Source organism: Demequina maris, assembly GCF_000971155.1.
GTDB lineage: Bacteria > Actinomycetota > Actinomycetes > Actinomycetales > Demequinaceae > Demequina > Demequina maris.
The window spans coordinates 90,301-112,656 of record NZ_BBLX01000003.1 but is presented as its reverse complement, the minus strand read 5'-3'; the positions used below and the strand labels follow the sequence as shown (position 1 = coordinate 112,656).

The 22,356-nt window shown below is 72.8% G+C and carries 16 protein-coding genes; 13 read left to right on the top strand and 3 right to left on the bottom strand.

Translation table 11 applies throughout. The features are described 5' to 3' along the window. Positions 1-51: 51 nt before the first annotated feature. From ftsZ to AOM02_RS04465, 8 genes are all read left to right on the top strand, one after another. Positions 52-1,224 (top strand): cell division protein FtsZ, encoded by a 1,173-nt coding sequence (gene ftsZ, locus AOM02_RS04500; RefSeq protein ID WP_062297104.1) that lies wholly within the window; start codon positions 52-54, stop codon positions 1,222-1,224. A 6-nt stretch (positions 1,225-1,230) separates the two neighbouring features. Beyond that, positions 1,231-1,962 (top strand): purine nucleoside phosphorylase YfiH/LACC1 family protein, encoded by a 732-nt coding sequence (locus tag AOM02_RS04495; RefSeq protein ID WP_062297102.1) that lies wholly within the window; start codon positions 1,231-1,233, stop codon positions 1,960-1,962. A gap of 60 nt (positions 1,963-2,022) precedes the next feature. Further along, positions 2,023-2,502 (top strand): cell division protein SepF, encoded by a 480-nt coding sequence (locus tag AOM02_RS04490; RefSeq protein WP_369344285.1) that lies wholly within the window; start codon positions 2,023-2,025, stop codon positions 2,500-2,502. Positions 2,503-2,523: 21 nt separating this feature from the next. Next, entirely contained in the window at positions 2,524-2,820 is a 297-nt protein-coding gene (locus tag AOM02_RS04485) for a YggT family protein (protein ID WP_082099683.1), read from the top strand. Between the two features lie 102 nt (positions 2,821-2,922). Then, on the top strand, positions 2,923-3,822 hold the full coding sequence (locus tag AOM02_RS14620) for a DivIVA domain-containing protein (protein ID WP_169746597.1): 900 nt from the start codon (positions 2,923-2,925) through the stop codon (positions 3,820-3,822). A 100-nt stretch (positions 3,823-3,922) separates the two neighbouring features. After that, positions 3,923-4,375: a TraR/DksA family transcriptional regulator gene (locus tag AOM02_RS04475; protein WP_062297099.1), complete on the top strand. Its 453-nt coding sequence runs from the start codon at positions 3,923-3,925 to the stop codon at positions 4,373-4,375. Then, positions 4,372-4,971 carry a signal peptidase II gene (gene lspA / locus AOM02_RS04470; protein WP_062297097.1) on the top strand — a complete coding sequence of 200 codons (600 nt, stop codon included), beginning with the start codon at positions 4,372-4,374 and terminating at the stop codon, positions 4,969-4,971. The genes AOM02_RS04475 and lspA overlap by 4 nt, the downstream gene beginning before the upstream one ends. Next, positions 4,964-5,881 (top strand): RluA family pseudouridine synthase, encoded by a 918-nt coding sequence (locus tag AOM02_RS04465; protein WP_062297094.1) that lies wholly within the window; start codon positions 4,964-4,966, stop codon positions 5,879-5,881. The genes lspA and AOM02_RS04465 overlap by 8 nt, the downstream gene beginning before the upstream one ends. A gap of 2 nt (positions 5,882-5,883) precedes the next feature. Here the strand turns inward: AOM02_RS04465 and AOM02_RS04460 are convergent, their stop codons facing one another. Next, entirely contained in the window at positions 5,884-6,813 is a 930-nt protein-coding gene (locus AOM02_RS04460; protein ID WP_062297092.1) for an alpha/beta hydrolase, read from the bottom strand. A gap of 10 nt (positions 6,814-6,823) precedes the next feature. Then, positions 6,824-10,978, bottom strand: coding sequence for an ATP-dependent RNA helicase HrpA (gene hrpA / locus AOM02_RS04455; RefSeq protein ID WP_062297090.1), 4,155 nt, complete (start codon positions 10,976-10,978; stop codon positions 6,824-6,826). Between the two features lie 196 nt (positions 10,979-11,174). On the opposite strand from hrpA, the gene dnaE reads away from it, so the two are divergent. The 4 genes from dnaE (at position 11,175) to AOM02_RS04435 (ending at position 18,415) form a co-directional block, all read left to right on the top strand. Continuing rightward, positions 11,175-14,720, top strand: coding sequence for a DNA polymerase III subunit alpha (dnaE, locus tag AOM02_RS04450; RefSeq protein WP_062297567.1), 3,546 nt, complete (start codon positions 11,175-11,177; stop codon positions 14,718-14,720). Positions 14,721-14,874: 154 nt separating this feature from the next. Further along, positions 14,875-15,252 carry a DUF4260 domain-containing protein gene (locus AOM02_RS04445; protein WP_062297088.1) on the top strand — a complete coding sequence of 126 codons (378 nt, stop codon included), beginning with the start codon at positions 14,875-14,877 and terminating at the stop codon, positions 15,250-15,252. A gap of 9 nt (positions 15,253-15,261) precedes the next feature. Next, positions 15,262-16,566: a histidinol dehydrogenase gene (gene hisD, locus AOM02_RS04440; RefSeq protein WP_062297086.1), complete on the top strand. Its 1,305-nt coding sequence runs from the start codon at positions 15,262-15,264 to the stop codon at positions 16,564-16,566. 160 nt (positions 16,567-16,726) lie between these two features. Next, a complete protein-coding gene (locus AOM02_RS04435; RefSeq protein ID WP_062297084.1) occupies positions 16,727-18,415 on the top strand; it encodes an Rv1352/Rv1906c domain-containing protein in 1,689 nt (562 codons plus the stop codon). Positions 18,416-18,536: 121 nt separating this feature from the next. On the opposite strand, the gene AOM02_RS04430 is transcribed toward AOM02_RS04435, so the two are convergent. After that, entirely contained in the window at positions 18,537-20,768 is a 2,232-nt protein-coding gene (locus AOM02_RS04430; protein WP_062297081.1) for a RecQ family ATP-dependent DNA helicase, read from the bottom strand. A 257-nt stretch (positions 20,769-21,025) separates the two neighbouring features. Between AOM02_RS04430 and AOM02_RS04425 the strand changes: the two genes are divergently transcribed. After that, positions 21,026-22,291, top strand: a complete 1,266-nt coding sequence (locus tag AOM02_RS04425; protein WP_082104875.1) for an Nramp family divalent metal transporter — start codon at positions 21,026-21,028, stop codon at positions 22,289-22,291. The last annotated feature ends 65 nt before the right edge of the window (positions 22,292-22,356 follow it).

Genomic DNA, 22,356 nt, shown 5'->3' with positions numbered 1-22,356 from the left:
TGACATAACTATAACCCTCAACTTGAGGGTTAAGGTTGAAGGGACAGGCACATGGCCGCACCGCAGAACTACATCACGCACATCAAGGTCGTCGGCGTGGGCGGTGGCGGCGTCAATGCCGTGAACCGCATGATCGACGTCGGCCTCAAGGGCGCCGAGTTCATCGCGATCAACACCGACGCGCAGGCGCTGCTCATGTCCGACGCGGACGTGAAGCTCGACATCGGCCGCGAGCTCACGCGCGGCCTCGGCGCGGGCGCCGACCCGGAGGTCGGCAAGAAGGCGGCCGAGGACCACGAGGACGAGATCGCGGAGGCGCTGCGCGGCGCCGACATGGTCTTCGTCACCGCGGGCGAGGGCGGCGGCACCGGCACGGGCGGCGCACCCGTCGTGGCGCGCATCGCCCGCTCGCTCGGCGCGCTCACCGTCGGCGTCGTGACCCGCCCGTTCGGCTTCGAGGGCCGCCGCCGCGCGGACCAGGCCGACAACGGCATCGCGACGCTGCGCGACGAGGTCGACACCCTCATCGTCATCCCCAACGACCGCCTCCTCGACATCTCCGACACGCAGCTGAGCGTGCTCGGCGCGTTCGCCGCGGCCGACCAGGTGCTCCAGGGCGGCGTCCAGGGCATCACCGACCTCATCACCACCCCGGGCCTCATCAACGTCGACTTCAACGACGTCAAGTCCGTGATGCAGGGCGCGGGCACCGCGCTCATGGGCGTGGCGAGCGCCCGCGGCGAGTCCCGCGCGCTCGAGGCCGCGGAGGGCGCGATCGCGTCGCCGCTGCTCGAGGCGTCGATCGAGGGCGCGCACGGCGTGCTGCTGTCGATCTCGGGCGGCTCGAACCTGGGCATCAAGGAGGTCGAGACCGCGGCCCGCCTGGTGCGCGAGGCGGCCCACCCCGAGGCGAACATCATCTTCGGCACCGTGATCGACGACTCGCTGGGTGACGAGCTCCGCATCACCGTCATCGCGGCGGGCTTCGACGGCGGCGCCCCGACCCACCGTGCCCACGCGGGCGCGCTGGGCGCGATCGAGTCCGCCCCGGCGCCCAAGGCCGAGGAGCTCGAGCCGATCGACGCGCCCGTCGAGACGGACGTGATCCCGGCCGGCCCGACCGCCGAGGCGCGCGACGCCGCCCCGGCCACGGACGCGATCCCGCTCAAGCCGCAGGCTCGTCCCGCCGCGGACACGCTCGACGTGCCCGAGTTCCTCCGGTAGGGACGGGTGCTCGACGCCGGGCTGCCGGTTCGCGCGTTCTTCACCTCCCGGGCAGGCGGCTCGTCCGCCGCCCCCTACGAGTCGCTCAACCTCGCCACCCACGTGGGTGACGACCCGGACGCGGTCGCGCTCAACCGCGCGGCCGTCTCCGTCATGGCGGGGGCGCCCGTGTCCTTCCTTCACGCGGAGCACGGCATCCGGGTCGCCGAGGTGACGCGTCCGGGCGAGGACCCCGCGGTCGCGGACGTGCTCGTCACACGCACGCCCGGCGTCGCGGTCGCGGCGATCGCCGCCGACTGCGTCCCGATCCTCATGCACGATGCGGTGACGGGCGCGGTCGCGGCCGTCCACGCGGGCCGCGAGGGCGTCCGCCTCGGCGCGGTCGACGCGGCGGTCGCGGCGCTGCTCGACCTCCGCAGCCCCGCCGAGCGGCGCGCGCGCGAGGGCATGTCCGCGAGCATCGGCCCCGCGGCCTGCGGGCGCTGCTATGAGGTCCCGCAGGAGATGCGGGACGCCGTCGCCTCGCGCCATCCCACGGCGCGCTCGACGACACGGGCGGGCACGCCCGCGCTCGACCTCCCGCGCGCCGTCGAGACGCGCCTGGGGGAGCTGGGCTTCACGACGGTCGTCCGCCACCGGGTGTGCACCCTCGAGGACCCCCGGCTGTTCTCGCATCGTCGCGACGGGGTCACGGGACGGCACGCCGGCGTCATCGTCTGCGGCGTGTCGGTCCGCTGACCAGGGGAGTCGCGGCCCTACCGTGAAGGCGTTGAACGGCACCACGACCAGGGGGTCATGATGAGCGCAATGCGCAAGGCGATCCAGTACCTCGGATTCGACGTGAGCGAGCAGGAGGAGTACGACTACGCCGAGCCCGAGCTCGCGCCCGTGACGAACCTGCACGACGTCTCCGAGGTCAAGCAGGCTCAGCACGGTCCGAAGGCGGCGCCCACCAAGCACGCCCGTGCGCCGCGCGAGGCCGCCGAGGCGCCCGCGAAGGACCTGCGCCGCATCCAGACCATCAAGCCGCGCAGCTACAACGACGCGCGGCTCATCGGCGAGGCGTTCCGCATGGGCGTGCCGGTGATCATGAACCTCACCGAGATGACCGACGCGGATGCCAAGCGCCTCGTCGACTTCTCGGCTGGCCTGTCGTTCGGCCTCCACGGCTCGATCGAGCGCGTCACCACCTCGGTGTTCCTGCTCTCGCCGGCGCACGTGGAGATCGGCATCGACGAGGAGCCCGTCCAGGACCAGGCCTTCTACAACCAGGCCTGAGCCTCGCGGTAGGCTCGCAGCGTGTCCTTCCTCTTCGGCGCGCTGCAGTTCGTGCTCTTCCTGTTCATGATGGCGCTGCTGGGCCGCGTCATCGTCAGCCTCGTGATGGCCTTCGCGCGCGACTGGCGCCCCACCGGCGCGGCGCTGGTCGCGGTCGAGGGCGTGCTGACCGTGACCGACCCGCCGATCAAGGCCGTGCGACGCGTGGTGCCGCCGCTGTCGCTGGGACAGGTGCGCATCGACCTCGCGTTCCTCATCGTCTTCCTGGCGGTGTCCCTGCTCTACCAGGTCGTCAGCGCCGTCGCGATGAGCCGCTGACCTGGACCTCTCAAGTGCGTGCCGATAGACATGTCGGTACAGTGACGAAGTATCCGCAAGGCCGGGAGAACCGGCCCCTACCCGCGTGAGGTGGAAGTCGACATGGCATTGCTGACCGCCGAGGACGTCCTCAACAAGGCCTTCTCCAAGACCAAGTACCGCGAGGGCTTCGACCAGGACGAGGTGGACGACTTCCTCGACGAGGTCGCGGCCACGATCGCGCAGCTCACGCAGGAGCGTGACGAGCTCGCCGCGAAGGTGCAGGAGGGCGGCGTCGCACCCGCCCCGGCCCCGGAGCCGACGCAGGAGACCGGCCTGCTCCAGGCGGCCACCGACGTCAACCCCCCGACCCCGACCGGCATGCTCGCGATGGCGCAGAAGCTCCACGACGAGTACGTCGCCGCCGGCGAGGAGGAGAAGGAGCGCCTCGTCGAGGAGGGCAAGGCCAAGGCCGAGTCCATCGTCGAGCGCGCCGAGACCGACGCCCAGGCCCGCATGGACGAGCTCACCGCCGAGCGCTCGCTGCTCGAGACCAAGATCGACGACCTGCGCCGCTTCGAGCGCGACTACCGCGCCCGCCTCAAGTCGTACCTGTCCAACCTGCTGGGCGACCTCGACCACGCCGAGGGCACCGCGCCCGCGCCGGTCGCGTCGTTCGTGGGCGAGGACCTCATGGAGGACGAGGCCCCGGCGGAGGAGGCCCCCGAGGCCGCCGCCGAGGAGGACTTCGCGGCGGAGGCGCCGGCCGAGGCCGCCGACACCGCCGAGGAGGCACCTGAGGGCGAGGCGTCCGAGGAGGGCGACGAGACCGCCGAGGAGCCCGAGGGCGAGGCGTCGGAGGAGCAGGCCGAGGAGCCGCACCCGTTCGCGCCGGTGACCGGCATGACGCCCAAGCTCGCGGAGCAGCCGTACCAGCCGCAGGCGACGCAGTACGGCACGCCGTACACGCCGCAGAGCCCCTGGAGCCAGCCGTCCGAGGGCGACGAGGACAAGCAGGGCTGACGCTCGAGACACGCACGGCGCCGCGCCTTCGGGCGCGGCGCTTTGCTATGTGCTCCGGAGGGGACTACCCTCCTTTCACCAGGCAGAGACGAGGACAGTCATGAGCAGCACCGATGTGACCATCGTGGTGGTGGACCCCGCCGAGCTGAAGCCGGCGGACGTGAAGAAGCTTCCCGTGCGTGAGGGTGACGACGCCTGGAAGATCTCGGACCTCCGACAGATCGTCGAGGTGCTCAACTCCGACGTCGAGCGGCTCGTCACCGAGCTGGGCGTCACGGAGCACGAGCTCGACGACCTGCTGCACACGTCCGAGGGTGCGGGCGACGACCAGGCCGACGCCGGCTCGACCGCGCTGGAGCGCGAGCAGGAGATGTCGATCGTCAACAACACCCGCGACATGCTGGAGCAGAGCGTCGACGCGCTGCGCCGCATCAAGGTGGGCACCTACGGCGCCTGCCAGTCGTGCGGCCAGGGCATCGGTCGGGCGCGCCTCATGGCGTTCCCGCGCGCGAACCTCTGCGTGACGTGCAAGCAGCGCGAGGAGCGTCGTTGACCTGGAGGCCGGCGTTCTGGCTGTACGCCGCGGGCGTGGTCGTCGTCGACCAGCTCACCAAGCAGTGGGCGCTCGAGACCCTCGAGCCCTACGTGAAGCACCCGGTGATCGGTGACCTGCTGTCCATCCAGCTGGTCTTCAACTCGGGTGCGGCGTTCAGCCTCGGCGACGAGACGACGTGGATCCTCACGATCATCGCCGCGCTCGTCACCGTCGGCATCGTGGTCTACGGCCGGCGCGCCCAGCGTCCCTGGGCCGCCGCCGTGTTCGGCATCGCCCTGGGCGGCGCGCTGGGCAACCTCATCGACCGCCTGCTCCGCCAGCCGTCCTTCGGCGAGGGCCACGTGGTCGACATGATCAACTACGCCGACCAGTTCGTCGGCAACGTCGCGGACATCGCGATCGTCGGCGCCGCGATCGCGATCGTGGGCGCGGGCCTGCTCTCGAAGCCGATCCTCGAGCCCGCCGCCGGCGAGGCGGGGGACGATGCGGCGGTCACGTCCGCCGGCACCGACGCCTCGCCCGAGGCGCCCGAGGCGTCCGCGGAGGACGCAGGCTCCGACGTCGACACCGACGGCGCGCAGCGGCGTGGCTGACACCCGCTACCTGCCCGTCCCCGACGCGCTCGTGGGGGAGCGGGCCGACGCGGCGCTCGCGCGCATGCTCGGCCTGTCGCGCACCAAGGCCGCGGACCTGCTCGACGACGGCCACGTCATGCTCGACGGCCGCGGCGTGGGCCGCTCCGATCGCCTCGCGGACGGCATCCTCGCGGTCGACATCCCCGAGGACCGGCCCGCCGCGCCCGAGCCGCCCATCGAGGGCGGCCTCGAGGTGGCGTACGAGGACGAGGACATCGTCGTCGTGAACAAGCCCATCGGCGTCGCGGCGCACCCGTCGCCCGGCTGGACCGGGCCGACGGTCGTGGGCGCGCTGACCTCGGCCGGCTACCGGCTCGCGGAGGCGGGTCCGCCCGAGCGCCAGGGCATCGTGCATCGTCTCGACGTCGGCACGTCGGGCCTCATGGTGGTCGCCCGCACCGTGCCCGCGTACTCGGCGCTCAAGCGCGCCTTCAAGGAGCGCACGGTCGACAAGATCTACCACGCGGTCGCGCAGGGCCACCTCGACCCGACCGAGGGAACGATCGACGCGCCCATCGGGCGTCACCCCAGCTCCGACTGGAAGTTCGCGGTGGTCGAGGGCGGCAAGCCGTCCGTCACGCACTACGAGGTGCTGGAGATGTTCCCGAGCGCGTCGCTGCTCGAGATCCACCTCGAGACCGGCCGCACGCACCAGATCCGCGTGCACATGGCCGCGATGCGCCACCCGCTCGCGGGCGACCTCACGTACGGCGCGGACCCGACGCTCGCGAAGCGCCTGAACCTCACGCGCCAGTGGCTGCACGCGCACGAGCTCGCGTTCGAGCACCCCACGCGCGGCGGGGAGGTGCGGGTCACGTCGCACTACCCGGACGACCTGGCGGCCGCGCTCGAGCTCCTGCGCGGCTGAGCTCAGCCCGCCGCGTCGAGCAGCGCGAGGCTAGCGGTGACGATCGCCGCGCGGGCCTCGTCGTCCGAGATCGCGGGCTCGCCGTCGCCCGGCTGCGCGCCGTACGCGCCGAACTGCGCGTGCACCGCGCCCTCGACCTCCGTGAAGACGGCCGCGTCCGGCAGGTCCGCGCGCGAGGCGTCGATGTCGGCGGGCGTCGCGAGGCCGTCGAACGAGCCGGAGACGGATCCGACGGCGCCGCCGTACGACGACATGTCGCCGGCCGGGTAGGACGCCCACAGCAGCAGGCCCGCGGGATCCTCCCGATCCGCCTCGAGGGCCGCGACGGTGCCGCCGAGCGAGTGCCCGCCGACCGCCCATGCGCCTCCTCGCTCGTCCAGGACGGGCGCGAGCGCGCCCATCGACAGGAACGCGATGCCGAGCGGCTCCTTGACGATGACGACCTCGTGGCCCGCCTCGGCGACCGCGCGCAGGTGCGCCGCGTAGGCCCGCGGGTCCACGCGTGCGCCCGGGTAGAACACGACGCCGGCGCCGGTCGCCTCGGCGGGCTCCATCACGATGCGGGTCGCGCTCTCGGTCACGGTCACTGCGTCGTCCGAGGTCATCGCGGACAGCGCCGGCTCGGTGGCGACGAAGGGCTTGAGCCACGCGATCATGCCGACCCACGCGAGGGCGGCGAAGATGCCCACCACGCGCAGGACGAGCAGGCCCGCGCCGCCGGCTCGGCGTGCGCGGCGCCACCGCCACAGCGTGAGGCCGCCGACCACGACGGTGACCGCGAGCATGATCGCGTAGGCGGGGTGGCCGTGCACGACCGCGCCCCACGCGATCGCGGCGAGCACGAGGGCGACGACCACCGCGAGCGCCGCGACGCCGCGGATGGTCCAGGCCTCCCAGGCCGGGGAGGTGCGGGGCGAGGTCTCGTCGGTCATGACGGGCAACCTAGCCGATCGCGGCCAGCGCCTTGCGGATGCGCTGCTCGCTCACGGGCCCGTCGGTGCCCAGGCGCTGCGCGAAGAGCGAGACCCGAAGCTCCTCGATCATCCACCGCACCCCGTCGAGCGCGGCGAGGGTGCCGGCGCCCGCGCGGCCCTTGGCGTGCGCCGCGCGCACCGTGTCGTAGGCATCGACCACCTGGGCCACCTGCCACGCGAGCTGCGCGTCCTTGGACGGGTCCTGCTGCGCCTTCTCGAGGCGATGCGCGCCGGCCCTGAGGTAGCGCGCGAGGTGGGGGAGCCGGTCGGCGGGGGTGGCGCGCACGAAGCCGTCGCCCACGAGCGCCGCGGACTGCTCGCGCAGCTCCTGCAGGGTCGCGAGCAGCGCCAGCGAGGTCGCCCCCCGGACCGCGACGTCGAGCTCGCGCGCCGCGGTGAGCGCGGCCGCGGCCTGGCGGGCGACCTCGAGGACGGTGTCCTCGAGACCGTCCCGCACGCGCGCGCGGAGCGCCTCGTACGCGGCGCGGTCCCGCACGGCACCGGCGTCGGGGGCAAGGCGCGCGACCGCCGCGAGCTGGAGGTCGTCCACCAGCGCGTCGGTGCTCCGGTACGGCGACGCCCCGAGCGCGAGCGACTCGGCGGGCGACCACCGGGTCGTCACGCGCTTGGTCGCGAGCCCCACCTCGGTCACGAGCAGGCGGCGGACGCCGCGCGCGTGGGTCGTGTCGCGCTCGGAGGCGTCGGCGAGCACGCGCAGCGCGGCGCGCGGGCCGCCCTTCCGTTCCTCGACGATCGCCGGGTACCCGCGCGCCACGACGCCGTGCACGGTGCCCTCGACCTCGTCGGGCAGCACGTCGAGGTCGGGCCAGGTGGTCAGCGCGTCGACCTCGGCCACCGCGGCGCTCGCGGGGCGCGGAGCGGGGCCGGGGCCGGCGCCGGCGGCGGGGGAGGTGCGTCGCGCATCGTCCCGTCCGCCGCGGGTGGCGGCGTCCGCCGCCCGCTGCACCGCGGTGCGCACCGCGGCCTCGGCCTGCGGCGCGAGCGCGCGCTGCAGCAGCACGAGGTCGTGCGACTCGTCGAGGATCCGCTCGCCGCGCCCGCGCGGCTCCACCACGCGGAAGGTCATGCGCAGGTGCGCGGGCAGGCGCTCGGCGAGGCCGTCCCACGCGTCGTCGGGGATGTCCACGTCGCGCAGCTCGCGCACGGCGCGCGCGAACGCGTCGTGGAAGGGCTCGGCCATGTCGCCGGCGCGCACCATGTCGGCCCACGCGGGCAGGTGCGCCTCCATCCACGCGACGATGTCTCGGGCGGCGTCGGGTGCCGGCACCAGCAGGCGCCGCACGGGCTTGGGCAGGGCCCGGATGGTCGCGGTGACGAGCTCGGGCAGCATGCCGGGCACGAGCCAGTCGAAGCCGTCCGGGAGGACGCGCGCGAGCACCCCCACCGGGACGTGCACCGTGACGCCGTCCGCCGCGGTGCCGGGCTCGAACTGGTACGTGAGCGGCAGCTCGAGGTCCAGCTGCGGCCAGCGCTCGGGGAACGCGGACGGGTCCACCGCGGCGTGCTCGGGGACCAGCTCGTCGAGGGTGAGCGTGAGCAGCTCGGGGTCCTCGAGGCGCGCGCCCTTCCACCAGCGGTCGAAGTGGGCCGCGGACACGATCGACTCGGGCAGCCGCGCGTCGTAGAACGCGACGAGCGTCTCCTCGTCGGCGATCACGCCGCGCGTGCGCGCGCGGGCCTCGACCTCGGCGGCCTCCTCGAGGACGCGCTGGTTGCGGCGCCAGAAGCCGTGGTGCGTGGTCCACTCGCCCTGCACGAGCGCGTGGCGGATGAACAGGTCGCGCGCGCCCTCGCGGTCCACCTTGGCCCACAGCACGGGGCGGTCGGCGACGATCGGCACGCCGTAGAGCAGCACCTTCTCCGTCGCCATCGCGGCGCCGCGCTTGGACGACCAGTGCGGCTCGGAGTACGTGCGCTTGGCGAGGTCGCCGGCGAGGTCCTCGGCCCAGGCCGGGTCGATGCGGGCGACGTCGCGCGCCCACAGCCGGCTCGTCTCCACCAGCTCCGCCGCCATCACGAACTCCGGCGGCTTCTTCGACAGCGGAGAGCCGGGGTTGATCGCGAAGCGGATCCCGCGTGCGCCGATGAACTCGTTCGACGCGCGCTTGCGCGCCCGCCGCATCTCCTTGGCGCGCGCCTCGCCCTTGAGGTGCGAGAAGGAGCTCGCCTTGAGCTGCAGCACGTCCTGCGCGCCCACCTGCGACAGCAGGCCCGCGAGGATCGAGCGATGGATCGCGTCGTCGTCCCAGACGTGGCGCAACGCGCCGGTGCCGTCGGGGTCCTCGACCGGCGACGGCTTGCGGTACGCCATCGCGATGTCCATGGACTTGGCGGCCTCGCGCAGCTGCTGGACCAGGTCCTGCCACTCGCGGATGCGGAGGAAGTTGAGCATCTCCGCCTTGCACAGGCGCCGGAACTGGTTGCCCGACAGCGCGTGCTGGCGCTCGCGGACGTGCTCCCACAGGTTGAGGTACGCGAGCAGGTCGGAGCCCGGGTCAGCGAAGCGCCGGTGCAGGAGGTCGGCCTCCTCGCGGCGTTCGGCCGGCCGCTCGCGCGGGTCCTGGATGGACAGCGCGGCGGCGATCACGGCGACCTCGCGCGCGACGCCGTGGCGCGCGCCCTCGACGATCATGCGGGCCTGGCGCGGGTCGATCGGCAGCCGGGAGAGCTGGCGGCCCACCGCGGTGAGCGCGGTGCGCCCGTCGCGCGTCGAGATCGCGCCCAGCTCGGACAGCAGCTGCACGCCGTCGCGGATCGCGCGGGTGTCCGGCGGCTCGACGAACGGGAAGCGGGCGACGTCCTCGGGCGACTCGACGACGCCCACCGAGATCATCTGCAGCAGCACCGCCGCGAGCGACGTGCGCAGGATCTCGGGCTCGGTGAAGGCGGGACGGGACTCGAGGTCCTCCTCGGAGTAGAGGCGGATCGCGATGCCGTCGGCGAGACGGCCCGCGCGGCCCGAGCGCTGGCGGGCGCTCGCCTGGGAGATGGGCTCGATCGGCAGGCGCTGGACCTTGGTGGCCTTCGAGTACCGCGAGATGCGGGCGGTGCCGGGGTCGACGACGTAGTGGATGCCGGGCACCGTGAGCGAGGTCTCGGCGACGTTGGTCGCGAGGACGATGCGGCGGGTCGAGTGCCGCTCGAACACCCGGTGCTGCTCCGCGGCCGACAGGCGCGAGTACAGCGGCAGGATCGCGACCCGGCGCGGGTGGCGCGGGTCGCGGGCGCGGTCGCCCAGGTGCGCCTCGAGCCCGTCGGCGGTGTCGCGGATCTCCCGCTCGCCCGAGAGGAACACGAGGATGTCGCCGTCGCCCCAGGTCATGAGCTCGTCGCACGCGTCGACGATGCCGGTCACCAGGTCCCTCTCGTCGCCCTTGGTCTCGCCCTCGAGCGGGCGGTAGAGGATCTCGACGGGATAGGTGCGGCCCGTGACCTCGACCACGGGCGCCATGCGGGGGTCGTGCTCGCGCTCGTCGGCGACCGCCGCATCGTCCACCTGCGCGGGCTGCGGCAGCGGGCCCCCGGCCGCGAAGTGGCGGGCGAAGCGCTCCGAGTCGATGGTCGCCGAGGTGATGACGATCTTGAGGTCGGGGCGGCGCGGCAGCAGGTTCGTGAGGTAGCCGAGCAGGAAGTCGATGTTGAGGCTGCGCTCGTGGGCCTCGTCGATGATGAGCGTGTCGTACGCGAGGAGGTCGGGGTCGCGCTGGATCTGCGCGAGCAGGATGCCGTCCGTCATCACCTTGACGAGCGTGGTGTCGGAGCTCTGGTCCGTGAAGCGCACCTGGTAGCCGACGATCCCGCCGAGCTCCGTGCCGATCTCCTCCGCGATGCGCTCCGCGACCGAGCGCGCCGCGATGCGGCGCGGCTGGGTGTGCCCGATCTGGCCGGCACGGCCGCGGCCGAGCTCGAGGCAGATCTTGGGCAGCTGCGTGGTCTTGCCCGAGCCGGTCTCGCCCGCCACGATCACCACCTGGTGGTCGCGGATCGCGGCCGCGATCTCCTCGCGGCGCGCGGAGACGGGCAGCTCGGCGGGATACGTGAGGGGCGGGACCTCGACGGCCGCCCGCGTCGCCGCGGCCGCCTCGAGGGCGCGCCGGCTCACGCGGGGACGATGCTCGGGCGAGCGGGTCGCGCCGGTGCCCCGCGCATCGTCCCGCCGTCCGCGCCCGCGTCCGCGCCGGTTCCGCCGGGGCCTCGTGTCCTCGCTCACCCCGACATTCTCCCAACTCGCGCCGACACTCCCGACCGGCCGCCGCATCGTCCCGTCGCTGTCGGTCGGGGCTCCTAGAATCATCTCCATGCCCGGCAAGGATTTCGTCCATCTCCACGTCCACACCGAGTACTCGATGCTGGACGGGGCGGCGAAGATCGGCGACCTCTTCAGCGAGGCCGAGCGGCTCGGGCAGAAGGCGATCGCCACCACGGACCACGGCTACCTGTTCGGCGCGTACGAGTTCTGGAACAAGGCGCAGGCCACGGGCGTCAAGCCGATCATCGGCCTCGAGGCGTACCTCACGCCCGGCACCGCGCGCGGCGACCGCACGCGCGTGCGCTGGGGCGAGCGCGGCCAGGAGCAGGACGACGTCAGCTCGGGCGGCGCGTACACGCACGCGACCATGTGGGCGCGCGACACCGCCGGCATGCACAACCTGTTCCGGCTCGCGTCCTACGCCTCGCTCGAGGGCCACTTCTACAAGGCGCGCATGGACCGCGACCTGCTGCAGCGCTTCTCGAAGGGCATCATCGCGACCACGGGCTGCCCGTCGGGCGAGGTGCAGACGCGTCTGCGCCTGGGCCAGTACGACGAGGCGCTGCGCGCCGCCGCCGAGTTCCAGGACATCTTCGGCAAGGACTCGTACTACGTCGAGCTGATGGACCACGGCCTCGACATCGAGAAGCGCGTGTTCGAGGACCTGCTGCGTATCTCGAAGGCGATCGGCGCCCCGCTGGTCGCCACCAACGACCTCCACTACACGAAGAAGGAGGACTCGACCGCGCACGAGGCCCTCCTGTGCGTGCAGTCGGGCTCGACGCTGAGCGAGCCGACGTACGACCAGGGCGGCAAGCGCTTCGCGTTCTCGGGCGACGGCTACTACGTGAAGTCGTCCGAGGAGATGTGGGACATCTGGGGCGACTACCCGGAGGCGCTCACCAACACGCTCGCGATCGCCGAGCAGTGCGAGGTCGAGTTCAACACCAAGGCCGACTACATGCCGGTCTTCGACTGCCCGCCGGGCGAGGACGAGCACTCGTGGTTCGTCAAGGAGGTCCAGAAGGGCCTGCACGAGCGCTTCGGCCCCGAGATCCCCGCGCACGTGCAGGAGCGCGCGAACTTCGAGATCGAGGTCATCGCGGGCAAGGGCTACCCGGGCTACTTCCTGGTGGTCGCCGACTTCATCCAGTGGTCCAAGGACAACGGCATCCGTGTCGGACCGGGCCGCGGCTCGGGTGCGGGCTCGATGGCCGCGTACGCGATGAAGATCACGGACATCGACCCGATCGTCCACCAGCTCTACTTCGAGCGCTTCCTCAACCCCGAGCGCGAGTCCAAGCCCGACTTCGACATCGACTTCGACGAGCGCAGGCGCGGCGAGGTCATCCAGTACGTCACCGAGAAGTACGGCCAGGACCGCGTGTCCATGATCGTCACGTACGGCACCATCAAGGCCAAGCAGGCGCTCAAGGACTCGACGCGCGTGCTGGGCAAGCCGTTCTCGCTGGGCGAGCAGCTCACCAAGGCGTACCCCGAGGCGATCATGGGCAAGGACATGCCCCTGATCGGCGTCACCGACGAGAAGCACCCGCGCCACCACGAGGGACAGGACTTCCGCGCGCTGCTCACGCAGGACCCCGACGCGCAGCAGGTGTTCGAGCTCGCGCAGGGCCTCGAGGGCCTGAAGCGCCAGTGGGGCGTGCACGCGGCCGGCGTCATCATGTCGTCCGACCCGCTCATCGACATCATCCCGATCATGCGCCGCGAGCAGGACGGCGCGGTCATCACGCAGTTCGACTACCCGACGTGCGAGACGCTCGGCCTGGTCAAGATGGACTTCCTGGGCCTGCGCAACCTGACGATCCTCGACGACGCGCTCGAGAACATCGTCGACAACGGCAAGGAGCCGCTGGTCCTCGAGGACCTCGAGCTCGCCGACGACGGCACGTTCGACCTGCTGGCGCGCGGCGACACCCTCGGCGTGTTCCAGCTCGACGGCGGCGCGATGCGCCAGCTGCTGCGCCAGATGAGGCCCGACAGCTTCGAGGACATCTCCGCGGTGCTGGCCCTGTACCGTCCGGGCCCGATGGGCATGAACTCCCACACCAACTACGCGGAGCGCAAGAACGGCCGCCAGGAGATCGTGCCCATCCACGCGGAGCTCGACGAGCCGCTGCGCGAGGTCCTCGGGATCACCTACGGCCTCATCGTGTACCAGGAGCAGGTGCAGCGCATCGCGCAGATCGTCGCGGGCTACACGCTGGGCGCGGCGGACCTGCTCCGCCGAGCGATGGGAAAGAAGAAGAAGGAGATCCTCGACAAGGAGTTCGAGCCCTTCAAGAACGGCGCGCTCGAGCGCGGCTTCTCCCTCGAGGCGATCAACGCCCTGTGGGAGACGATGCTCCCGTTCGCCGACTACGCCTTCAACAAGGCGCACACGGCGGCCTACGGCGTGCTGTCCTTCTGGACCGCGTACCTCAAGGCGCACTATCCGACGGAGTTCATGGCGGCGCTGCTCACCTCGGTGGGCACCGACAAGGACAAGTCCGCGCTGTACCTGGCCGAGTGCCGCCGCATGGGCATCACGGTGCTGCCGCCGGACGTCAACGAGTCGAAGGGCACGTTCGCGGCCGTCGGCGACGACATCCGCTTCGGCCTCACCGCGGTGCGCAACGTCGGCTCGAACGTGGTCGCGGAGATCGTGAAGGCCCGCCAGGAGCAGGGCGCGTTCACGTCGTTCGCGGACTTCCTCGACAAGGTGCCGGCGACGGTGTGCAACAAGCGCACCATCGACTCGCTGATCAAGTCGGGCGCCTTCGACTCGATGGGCTACTCGCGGCGCGCGCTCAACGCCGTGCACGAGCAGGCGATCGACTCGGTCATCGGCGTCAAGCGCCAGGAGGCGACCGGCCAGTTCGACCTGTTCGCGGACGCGGGCGACCTCGGCGGCGGCGTCACGGTCGAGGTGCCCACGCTCGAGGAGTGGGACAAGAAGACCAAGCTCAACCTCGAGCGCGACATGCTCGGCCTGTACGTGTCCGACCACCCGCTGTCGGGCCTCGACCACATCATCCGCTCCGAGGCCTCGCACCAGATCCTCAACGCGACGCCGGCCAACGGCGTGCAGGAGGGCTCGCAGATCACGTTCGCGGGCCTCGTCACGCGCGTCGACCGGCGCATTGCGAAGTCGGGCAACCCGTACGCGATCGTCACGCTCGAGGACATGACGGGCGAGACCGAGGTGTCGTTCTTCTCCAAGACGTACGAGACCTATGCGCGCGACCTCGCGGAGGACGCGGTCATCGCGATCAAGGTGCGCGGGCGCGAGCGGGGAGACGGCGGGCTGCAGTTCTCGGCCATCGACGTGCGCATCCCCAACCTCAACCAGCAGGACACCTCACCGGTCGCCATCACGGTGCCGGCCTCGCGGGTGACCCCGCCACTGGTCGAGCAGGTCAAGGGCATCCTTCGGTCCCACCCCGGCTCGATCGAGGTGCGCATGGTGCTCACGGGTCCCGACAAGCCGCTCACGATGCGTCTCGGGGACGAGTTCCGGGTGGCGCGCTCGTCGGCGCTCTACGGCGATCTCAAGGCGGCGCTCGGGCCGAGCTGCCTCTCGGGCGCGGCGTAGGCGAAGCGGGGGTTCGCCGCCCCCGCGCAGTCCCACCCCCGCCCGGTCTCCAGCGCGCCCCGGCGCCATCCCCACCCCACCTCGGCTTGGGGGAAGTGAGCGACGCTCTCCGGAGATCCTCGACTCCTGCGGGGAACTGGGCGACGCTGGGGGCATGACGCCGATCGCCTGGCAGCGCCTCGAGGGAGCGGTCGTCGCCGTCGCCGCCTACGTCGCGGTGCTCGTCCTGGGCTTCTCGTGGTGGTGGCCGCTCGCGCTGTTCCTCGCCTTCGACCTCTCGGCGGCGGGCTACGCCGCGGGTCCGCGGGTCGGCGCGGCGCTCTACAACGCGGCCCACAACTACGCGGTGCCGGCCGCGCTCGGCGCGATCGCCCTCGTCGCCGACCTGCCGGCGCTCGGGCTCGTCGCCCTGTGCTGGGCCTTCCACGTCGCGGTGGACCGCGCCCTCGGCTACGGGCTGAAGCTGCCCGACGACTTCCAGCACACCCACCTGGGCTGGATCGGCAAGGGCGGGGGCCGTCCGGGTCAGTAGACTCGACCCGTGCTTTCCAGGATCGATCTGCGCGACCAGGACCTCTCCGCCCGCGAGCTGCTCGACGTCGTGCCGCGCGCCGACGTCAACGTCGGCGACGCGCTCGCGGTCGTCGAGCCCATCATCGAGGACGTCCGCGTGCGCGGCGAGCACGCGCTGCGCGAGCTCGGCGAGCGCTTCGACCGCGTCGTCCCGGAGCACCTCCGGGTGCCCGCCGACGCGATCACCCACGCCCTCGAGACCCTCGACCCCGCGGTGCGCGACGGCCTCGAGGAGGCCATCGACCGCGTGGGCCGCTTCCACCGCGCCACGGTGCCGCCGCCGGTCGACGTCGAGCTCGCGCCCGGCGCGACCGTGTCCCAGCGCTGGATCCCCGTCGGGCGCGTGGGCCTCTACGTGCCGGGCGGCCTCGCCGTGTACCCGAGCTCGGTCGTGATGAACGTCGTCACCGCGCAGGCGGCGGGCGTGCCGTCGATCGCGGTGACGAGCCCGCCGCAGCGCGCCTTCGACGGGCTGCCGCACCCGACCATCCTCGCGGCGTGCGCGCTGCTCGGGGTGACCGAGGTGTACGCGGTCGGCGGCGCCCAGGCGATCGCCATGCTCGCGCACGGCGTCGAGGGTCTGTGCGACCCGGTCGACGTCATCACCGGTCCGGGCAACGTCTACGTCGCCGCCGCCAAGCGCGCGGTCAACGGGCTGGTCGGCATCGACTCGGAGGCGGGTCCCACCGAGATTGCCGTGATCGCGGACCGCACCGCCAACGCGCGCTACGTCGCCGCCGACCTGCTCAGCCAGGCCGAGCACGACCCCATGGCCGGCTCCGTGCTCATCACCGACTCGCCCGAGCTGGCCGAGGCCGTCGAGCGCGAGCTCGGCGTGCTCACGGACGCCACCAGGCACCTCGCGCGCACCAAGGAGGCGCTCACGGGGCGCCAGAGCGCCGTCATCCTGACCTCGGGCATCGATCAGTCGGTCGCGGTCGCGGACGCCTACGGGGCCGAGCACCTCGAGATCCACACCGTCGACGCGCGGGAGGTCGCCGGCCGCATCCGCAACGCGGGCGCGATCTTCGTCGGCGAGCACTCGCCGGTGCCGCTCGGCGACTACCTCGCGGGCTCGAACCACGTGCTGCCCACCGGCGGCACGGCGCGGTTCGCGTCGGGCCTGGGCGTCACGGCCTTCCTCAAGGCGGTCTCGTTCATCGACTACAGCGCCGACGCGCTCGCCCAGGTGGGGGAGAAGGTCGTGGCGCTCGCGGAGGCGGAGGACCTGCCGGCGCACGGCGCCGCGATCCAGGCGCGCCTCGAGGGCTGATCGCGCGGGGAGGGCCCCCGCCCGCACCCGCGACGGACTGTCCTGCGACCTGCCCTCGCGACACGCCGTGTCGGTTTTGTCACCGGATGTACGTCGCGGGTCGCCGCACCTGTCATGATCACCTCACCGCCACCGTCGGCGGCTTTCCTCTGGGGGACCCATGACCACTGTTGCAGGCGCGCCCGCGCGCCCGTCCGGACGCCTGATCGCGAGCATCCTCGCGCTCGCGGCGGCCCTGACCTTCCTCGTCCCGGCCGCCGCCCGCGCCGCGGACGCACCGCAGAACACCGAGCAGCCGAGCATCGGCGGCGCCTACCTCGTGGGCGAGACCGTGACCGCCCAGCCGGGCATCTGGACGCCCGAGCCCGAGACCTTCGACTACGAGTGGTTCGTGGACGATGCGCCGGTCGGGACCGGCGACAGCTACACGATCGCCGCCGCCGACCTCGACGGCGCCCTCCAGCTCAAGGTGACCGCGCACCTCACCGATGCGCCCGACGGCGTCGCCTGGTCGGAGCCGTTCGCGGTGTCGGCCGGCGTCCTCGACGCCTTCACGACCTCGATCACGGGCGTGCTCGTCGTCGGCAGGACGCTCACGGCGGCCCTGCCGGCCACCGGCGACGTCACCGTCCAGTGGCGCCGCGACGGCAAGGCCATCACCGGCGCGACCGCCCGTACGTACACGGTCAAGTCCATCGACGCCGGCCACGTGCTCTCGGTGCGCGTCGTGCGCAGCCAGCCCGGCTACCTCACGCAGGTGTCGATCGCGAAGGCGTCGGCGACCGTGAAGAAGGCGTTCTCGACCACCGCCGCGCCGACCATCTCCGGGACCCGCGCCGTCGGCAAGACGCTCACCGCGAACGTCAAGCCGTGGTCGCCCACCGCGTCGTTCTCGTACGAGTGGAAGCGCGACGGCGTCGCGATCTCCGGCGCCACGAACCGCACCTACGCGCTCAAGGCCAAGGACCTCGGCGCCCGCATCGCGGTCACCGTGACCGGCCGCAAGAGCGGCTACGCGACCGTGTCCCGCACCTCGGGCGCGACCTCCGCGATCGCGAAGGGCACCATCGTGGCGCCCACGCCGACGATCACCGGCACGGTCCGCGCCGGCTCGACCCTCACCGCCCGCACGGGCACGGTCAAGCCGTCGACCGTCGCGAAGTCCTTCCAGTGGCTGCGCAACGGCAACCCGATCGCGGGCGCCACCAAGGCGACGTACGCGCTCAAGAACGTCGACGCGGGCAAGCGCATCGCCGTCAAGGTGACGTACCGCAAGACCGCCTTCGCCACGGTCACCAAGAAGTCCGCCGCGACCGTCACGGTCAAGGCGCGCCCCGAGGTGGCGGTGAAGGACGGCTACTACCGCGTCGGCACGGACATCAAGCCCGGCACGTACTACCGCACCGGCACGGGCATCTGCTACTGGGAGCGCCTGTCGGCCAAGTCGTACGACACCGACGCCCTCAACGGCTCGAACATCGGCCTCGGCCGCTCCTACGTCACCATCAAGTCGACCGACAAGTGGTTCTACACCGAGGACTGCGGCGGCTGGACCCGCTTCGACGGCACCGGCGCGAACAAGAGCTCCGTGACCGCGAAGGTCGGCACCTACGCGGTCGGCACCGACATCAAGGCGGGCACGTACCGCAGCCCCGCGGCCACCGGCTTCAGCTTCGCTGGCGAGCCGTTCGAGATGTGCGTCATCATCGTCGAGAGCGCGCCGCTCGGCGTCATGGACGTGGCGACGCAGGAGGCGTACTACGAGGTGGGCGACCCCGTCGAGGTCACCGTCGCCAAGGGCGAGTACCTCACGTCGTTCGGCTGCGGGAAGCTCACGCGCGTCTCGTAGCCGCGAGCCATCGCACGGAGGGGGCGTCGAACACGCGGCGCCCCCTCCGCGCGTCCGGGCGCCGACGCGCCCGCCCACCACCGCGTCCGCCGCGCCCGCTCACGACCGCCGGACGATGCGCCTACCGCACCCCGAGCACGAACGGGTGCACCGCCTCCGCGCCCGCCCGCAGCAGGAGGCGTGACGCGACGGTGAGGGTCCAGCCGGAGTCGGTGGAGTCGTCGACGAGGAGCAGCCGCCCGCCGGCGAGCCGTGCGCCCGCCTCGGCATCGGGCGAGACCTCCAGCCCGAGGCGCCGCACCACGCCCGCGAGCCGGATCGCCGAGTTCACGTCGTGCCGCTCCGGCGCCTCGCGCTCGGGCACCGGCCCGACGGAGCCCACGAACGGCACCTCGAGCCACCGCGCGAGCCCTCGCGCCAGGTGGTCGACCAGCACGGGCCGCGACACGGACCGCACCGCGACCACGCCGTCGATCACCGTGGCGGAGCCGCCGTCGACCCACAGCGCCTCCCAGTCGCGCAGCACGCGCACGGCCGCGGTCCGCAGCGGCACGGGCGTCTCGCCGTCGACGGGCAGCCCGTTCTCGGTCCGCGATTCGAGCAGCTCGCGCAGCTGCACCGACCACCCGAGCCCGTCGAGCCGGGCGACGGCCCGCCCGGGCGCCGCCTGCTCGTCGGCGGGGATGCGCCCGCGCAGGTCCAGCCCCAGGGCGCCTAGCCCCGTGGGCCACTGCCGGCGCGCGACCACCTCGACGCCCACGCGGTCGAGCCCCGCCTGCGCCGCCTCGACCGCCTCGGCCGAGGGCGCCTCGGGCAGCGACACCCCGCCGCACGCGTCGCATCGTCCGCACGTCCAGCCGTCCTCGAGCTCCGGGTCGTCCAGCACTCCGCGCAGGAACGCCATGCGGCACGACCCCGCCGCGCCCGGCTCGAGCCGCTCGTAGGCGAGCATCGTGGCCTCCTCGGACCGCCGCGCCGCCGCGACCCGCGCGTAGCGCTCCGCGTCGTACTCCCATGGCGCGCCCGTCGCGATCCAGCCGCCCTGCACGCGGCGGACCGCGCCGTCGACGTCGAGCACCTTGAGCATCGCCTCGAGCCGTGACCGGCGCAGGTCCACGCGCGCCTCGAGCGCGGGGATCGAGGTCGCGGCGTCGGGGGAGAGCGCCGCGAGCGTCGCACGCACCGTGTCCTCCGGCGGGAAGGCCTGTGAGCCGAACCATTCCCAGATCGCGCGGTCCTCCTTGCCCGGCAGCAGCACGACCACGGCGCGCGCGACGCCGCGGCCGGCGCGCCCCACCTGCTGGTAGTACGCGATGGGCGACGACGGCGCGCCCAGGTGCACCACGAACGCGAGGTCGGGCTTGTCGAAACCCATCCCCAGCGCCGACGTGGCGACCAGCGCCTTCACCCGGTTGTCCTTGAGCTCGCCCTCGAGCCGCTCGCGCTCCGCGGGATCGGTCTGGCCCGTGTAGGCCGCGACCTCGAGCCCCGCCGCGCGGAGCTGCGACGCGACCTCCTCCGCCGCGGACACGGTGAGGCAGTAGACGATCCCCGAGCCCTCGATCGAGCCGAGCGACTGCGCCAGCCACGCCACGCGCGCCGCCGGGTCCGGCAGGTCGAGCACCGCGAGATGGAGCGACTCCCGATCGAGCGGACCGCGCAGCACCAGCACCTCCGTCGCCACCTCCGAGCCGGTCACCCCCAGCTGCTCCGCGACGTCCGCCGTCACGCGCGCATTGGCGGTCGCGGTGGTCGCGAGCACCGGGATCCCGGCGGGCAGGTCCGCGAGCAGGGTCCGGATGCGCCGGTAGTCGGGGCGGAAGTCGTGGCCCCAGTCGGAGATGCAGTGCGCCTCGTCGATGACCACGAGCCCCGCGTCGGCTGCGAGCCTTGGCAGCACCTCGTCGCGGAAGGCCGGGTTGTTGAGCCGCTCGGGCGAGCACAGCAGCACGTCGATCTCGCCGCGCGCGATCGCGGCGTGCACGTCCTCCCACTCCGTCACGTTCGCCGAGTTCACGGTCGCCGCCCGGATGCCGGCCCGTGCCGCCGCGGCGATCTGGTCGCGCATGAGCGCGAGCAGCGGCGAGACGATCACGGTGGGGCCGGCGCAGCGGTCGCGCAGCAGCCGCGTGGCGACGAAGTACACGGCCGACTTGCCCCACCCCGTGCGCTGCACCACGAGCGCGCGCTCCTGCCGCGACACCAGGGCGTTGATGGCCGTCCACTGGTCGTCGCGCAGCGCGACGTCGTCCCGTCCGACGAGGCGCCGCAGCGCGGCCTCGGCGTCCTCGCGCAGGGACGATGCGGCGGTCGCGGACGATGCCTCGGTCACGGGAACAGCCTCGGGAACCATGGCCACGATGGTAGGGCCCGCCACCGACACCGGGCCGGGCCGCCCTCCACGCCACGACGCCAGCCCAGGTATCCGCGCGATCGATGCCGCGCATCGGCGCCACGCGCACTCCTGCGGCTCGCGCACCGCGGAAGTTCGGCTAGCCTAACTTTCGTGCGACGGCGCCCGGACGGGCCCGCGCGCCGTCCCGGGACACCGGGCCGACCGACCGTTCGACCGGCCCCGCGCCGGACGACCGCACGAGAGGGGACCGACGGGTGTCGAGCACGCTGGTGGAGCGCAACCGGGAGCGCGCGGAGCGCACGCACGGCCCGATCCGGCGCATCGTCACCCTGATCGGCCCGGCGTTCGTCGCGGCCGTCGCCTACGTCGACCCCGGCAACGTCGCCGCCAACCTCACCGCGGGCGCCGAGTACGGCTACCTGCTCGTGTGGGTGCTCGTCGTGTCGAACCTCATGGCGGTGCTGATCCAGTACACGTCCGCGAAGCTCGGCCTCGTGACCGGGCACTCGATGCCCGAGCTGCTGCGCGGCCGCCTGGGCCGCCGCGGCCGGCTCGCCTACTGGGGCCAGGCGGAGATCGTCGCCGCGATGACGGACCTCGCCGAGGTGATCGGCGGCGCGCTCGCGCTCTACCTGCTCTTCGACCTGCCGCTGGTGATCGGCGGCCTCATCGTCGGCCTGGTCTCGCTCGCGCTGCTCGCGGTCCAGTCGCGCCACGGCCAGCGTCAGTTCGAGCTCGTCATCATGTTCCTGCTCGCGATCATCGCGATCGGCTTCATGGCGGGCCTCGTGGTGTCCGACACCGACTGGGGCGGCGCCGCCGCGGGCCTCGTGCCCCGCTTCGAGGGCCCCGGCACCGTGCTGCTCGCCGCGTCGATGCTCGGCGCGACGGTGATGCCGCACGTGATCTACCTCCACAGCTCGCTGTCGCGCGACCGCCATGGCGTGGGCCACGACAAGCCGCGCCTGCGCCGCCTGCTCCACGCGAGCAAGTGGGACGTGGCGGCGTCGCTCATCATCGCGGGCTCGGTCAACATCGCGATGCTGCTGCTCGCCGCCGGCAGCCTCCGCGGCGTCTCCGGCACCGACTCGATCGAGGGCGCCCACGCCGCCATCGAGTCCGCGCTCGGCCCGATCATCGCGGGCGCCTTCGCGGTGGGCCTGCTGGCCTCGGGCCTCGCGTCCACGTCGGTCGGCTGCTACGCGGGCTCCGCGATCATGGGCGGCCTGCTGCACCGCCACATCCCCGTGTGGCTGCGCCGCTCGATCACGCTGATCCCGGCGCTCGTGCTGCTGGGTGCGGGCGCGAACCCCACGTGGGCGCTCGTGATCTCGCAGGTGGTGCTGAGCCTCGGCATCCCGTTCGCGGTGATCCCGCTCGTGCGCCTGACGTCCGACCGCGCGCTCATGGGGGAGCACGTCAACTCGCGCACCACGCAGGTGGTCGCGTGGACGGTGGTGGGGCTCATCGTCGCGCTCAACGGGGCGCTGCTGGTGCTGACGTTCGCGGGGCAGATCTAGGGACGCCCGCGCGGGCCCGCGCGAGGGCGCCGTGCGCAGGGACGATGCGGCGATCGGCCGCCGCG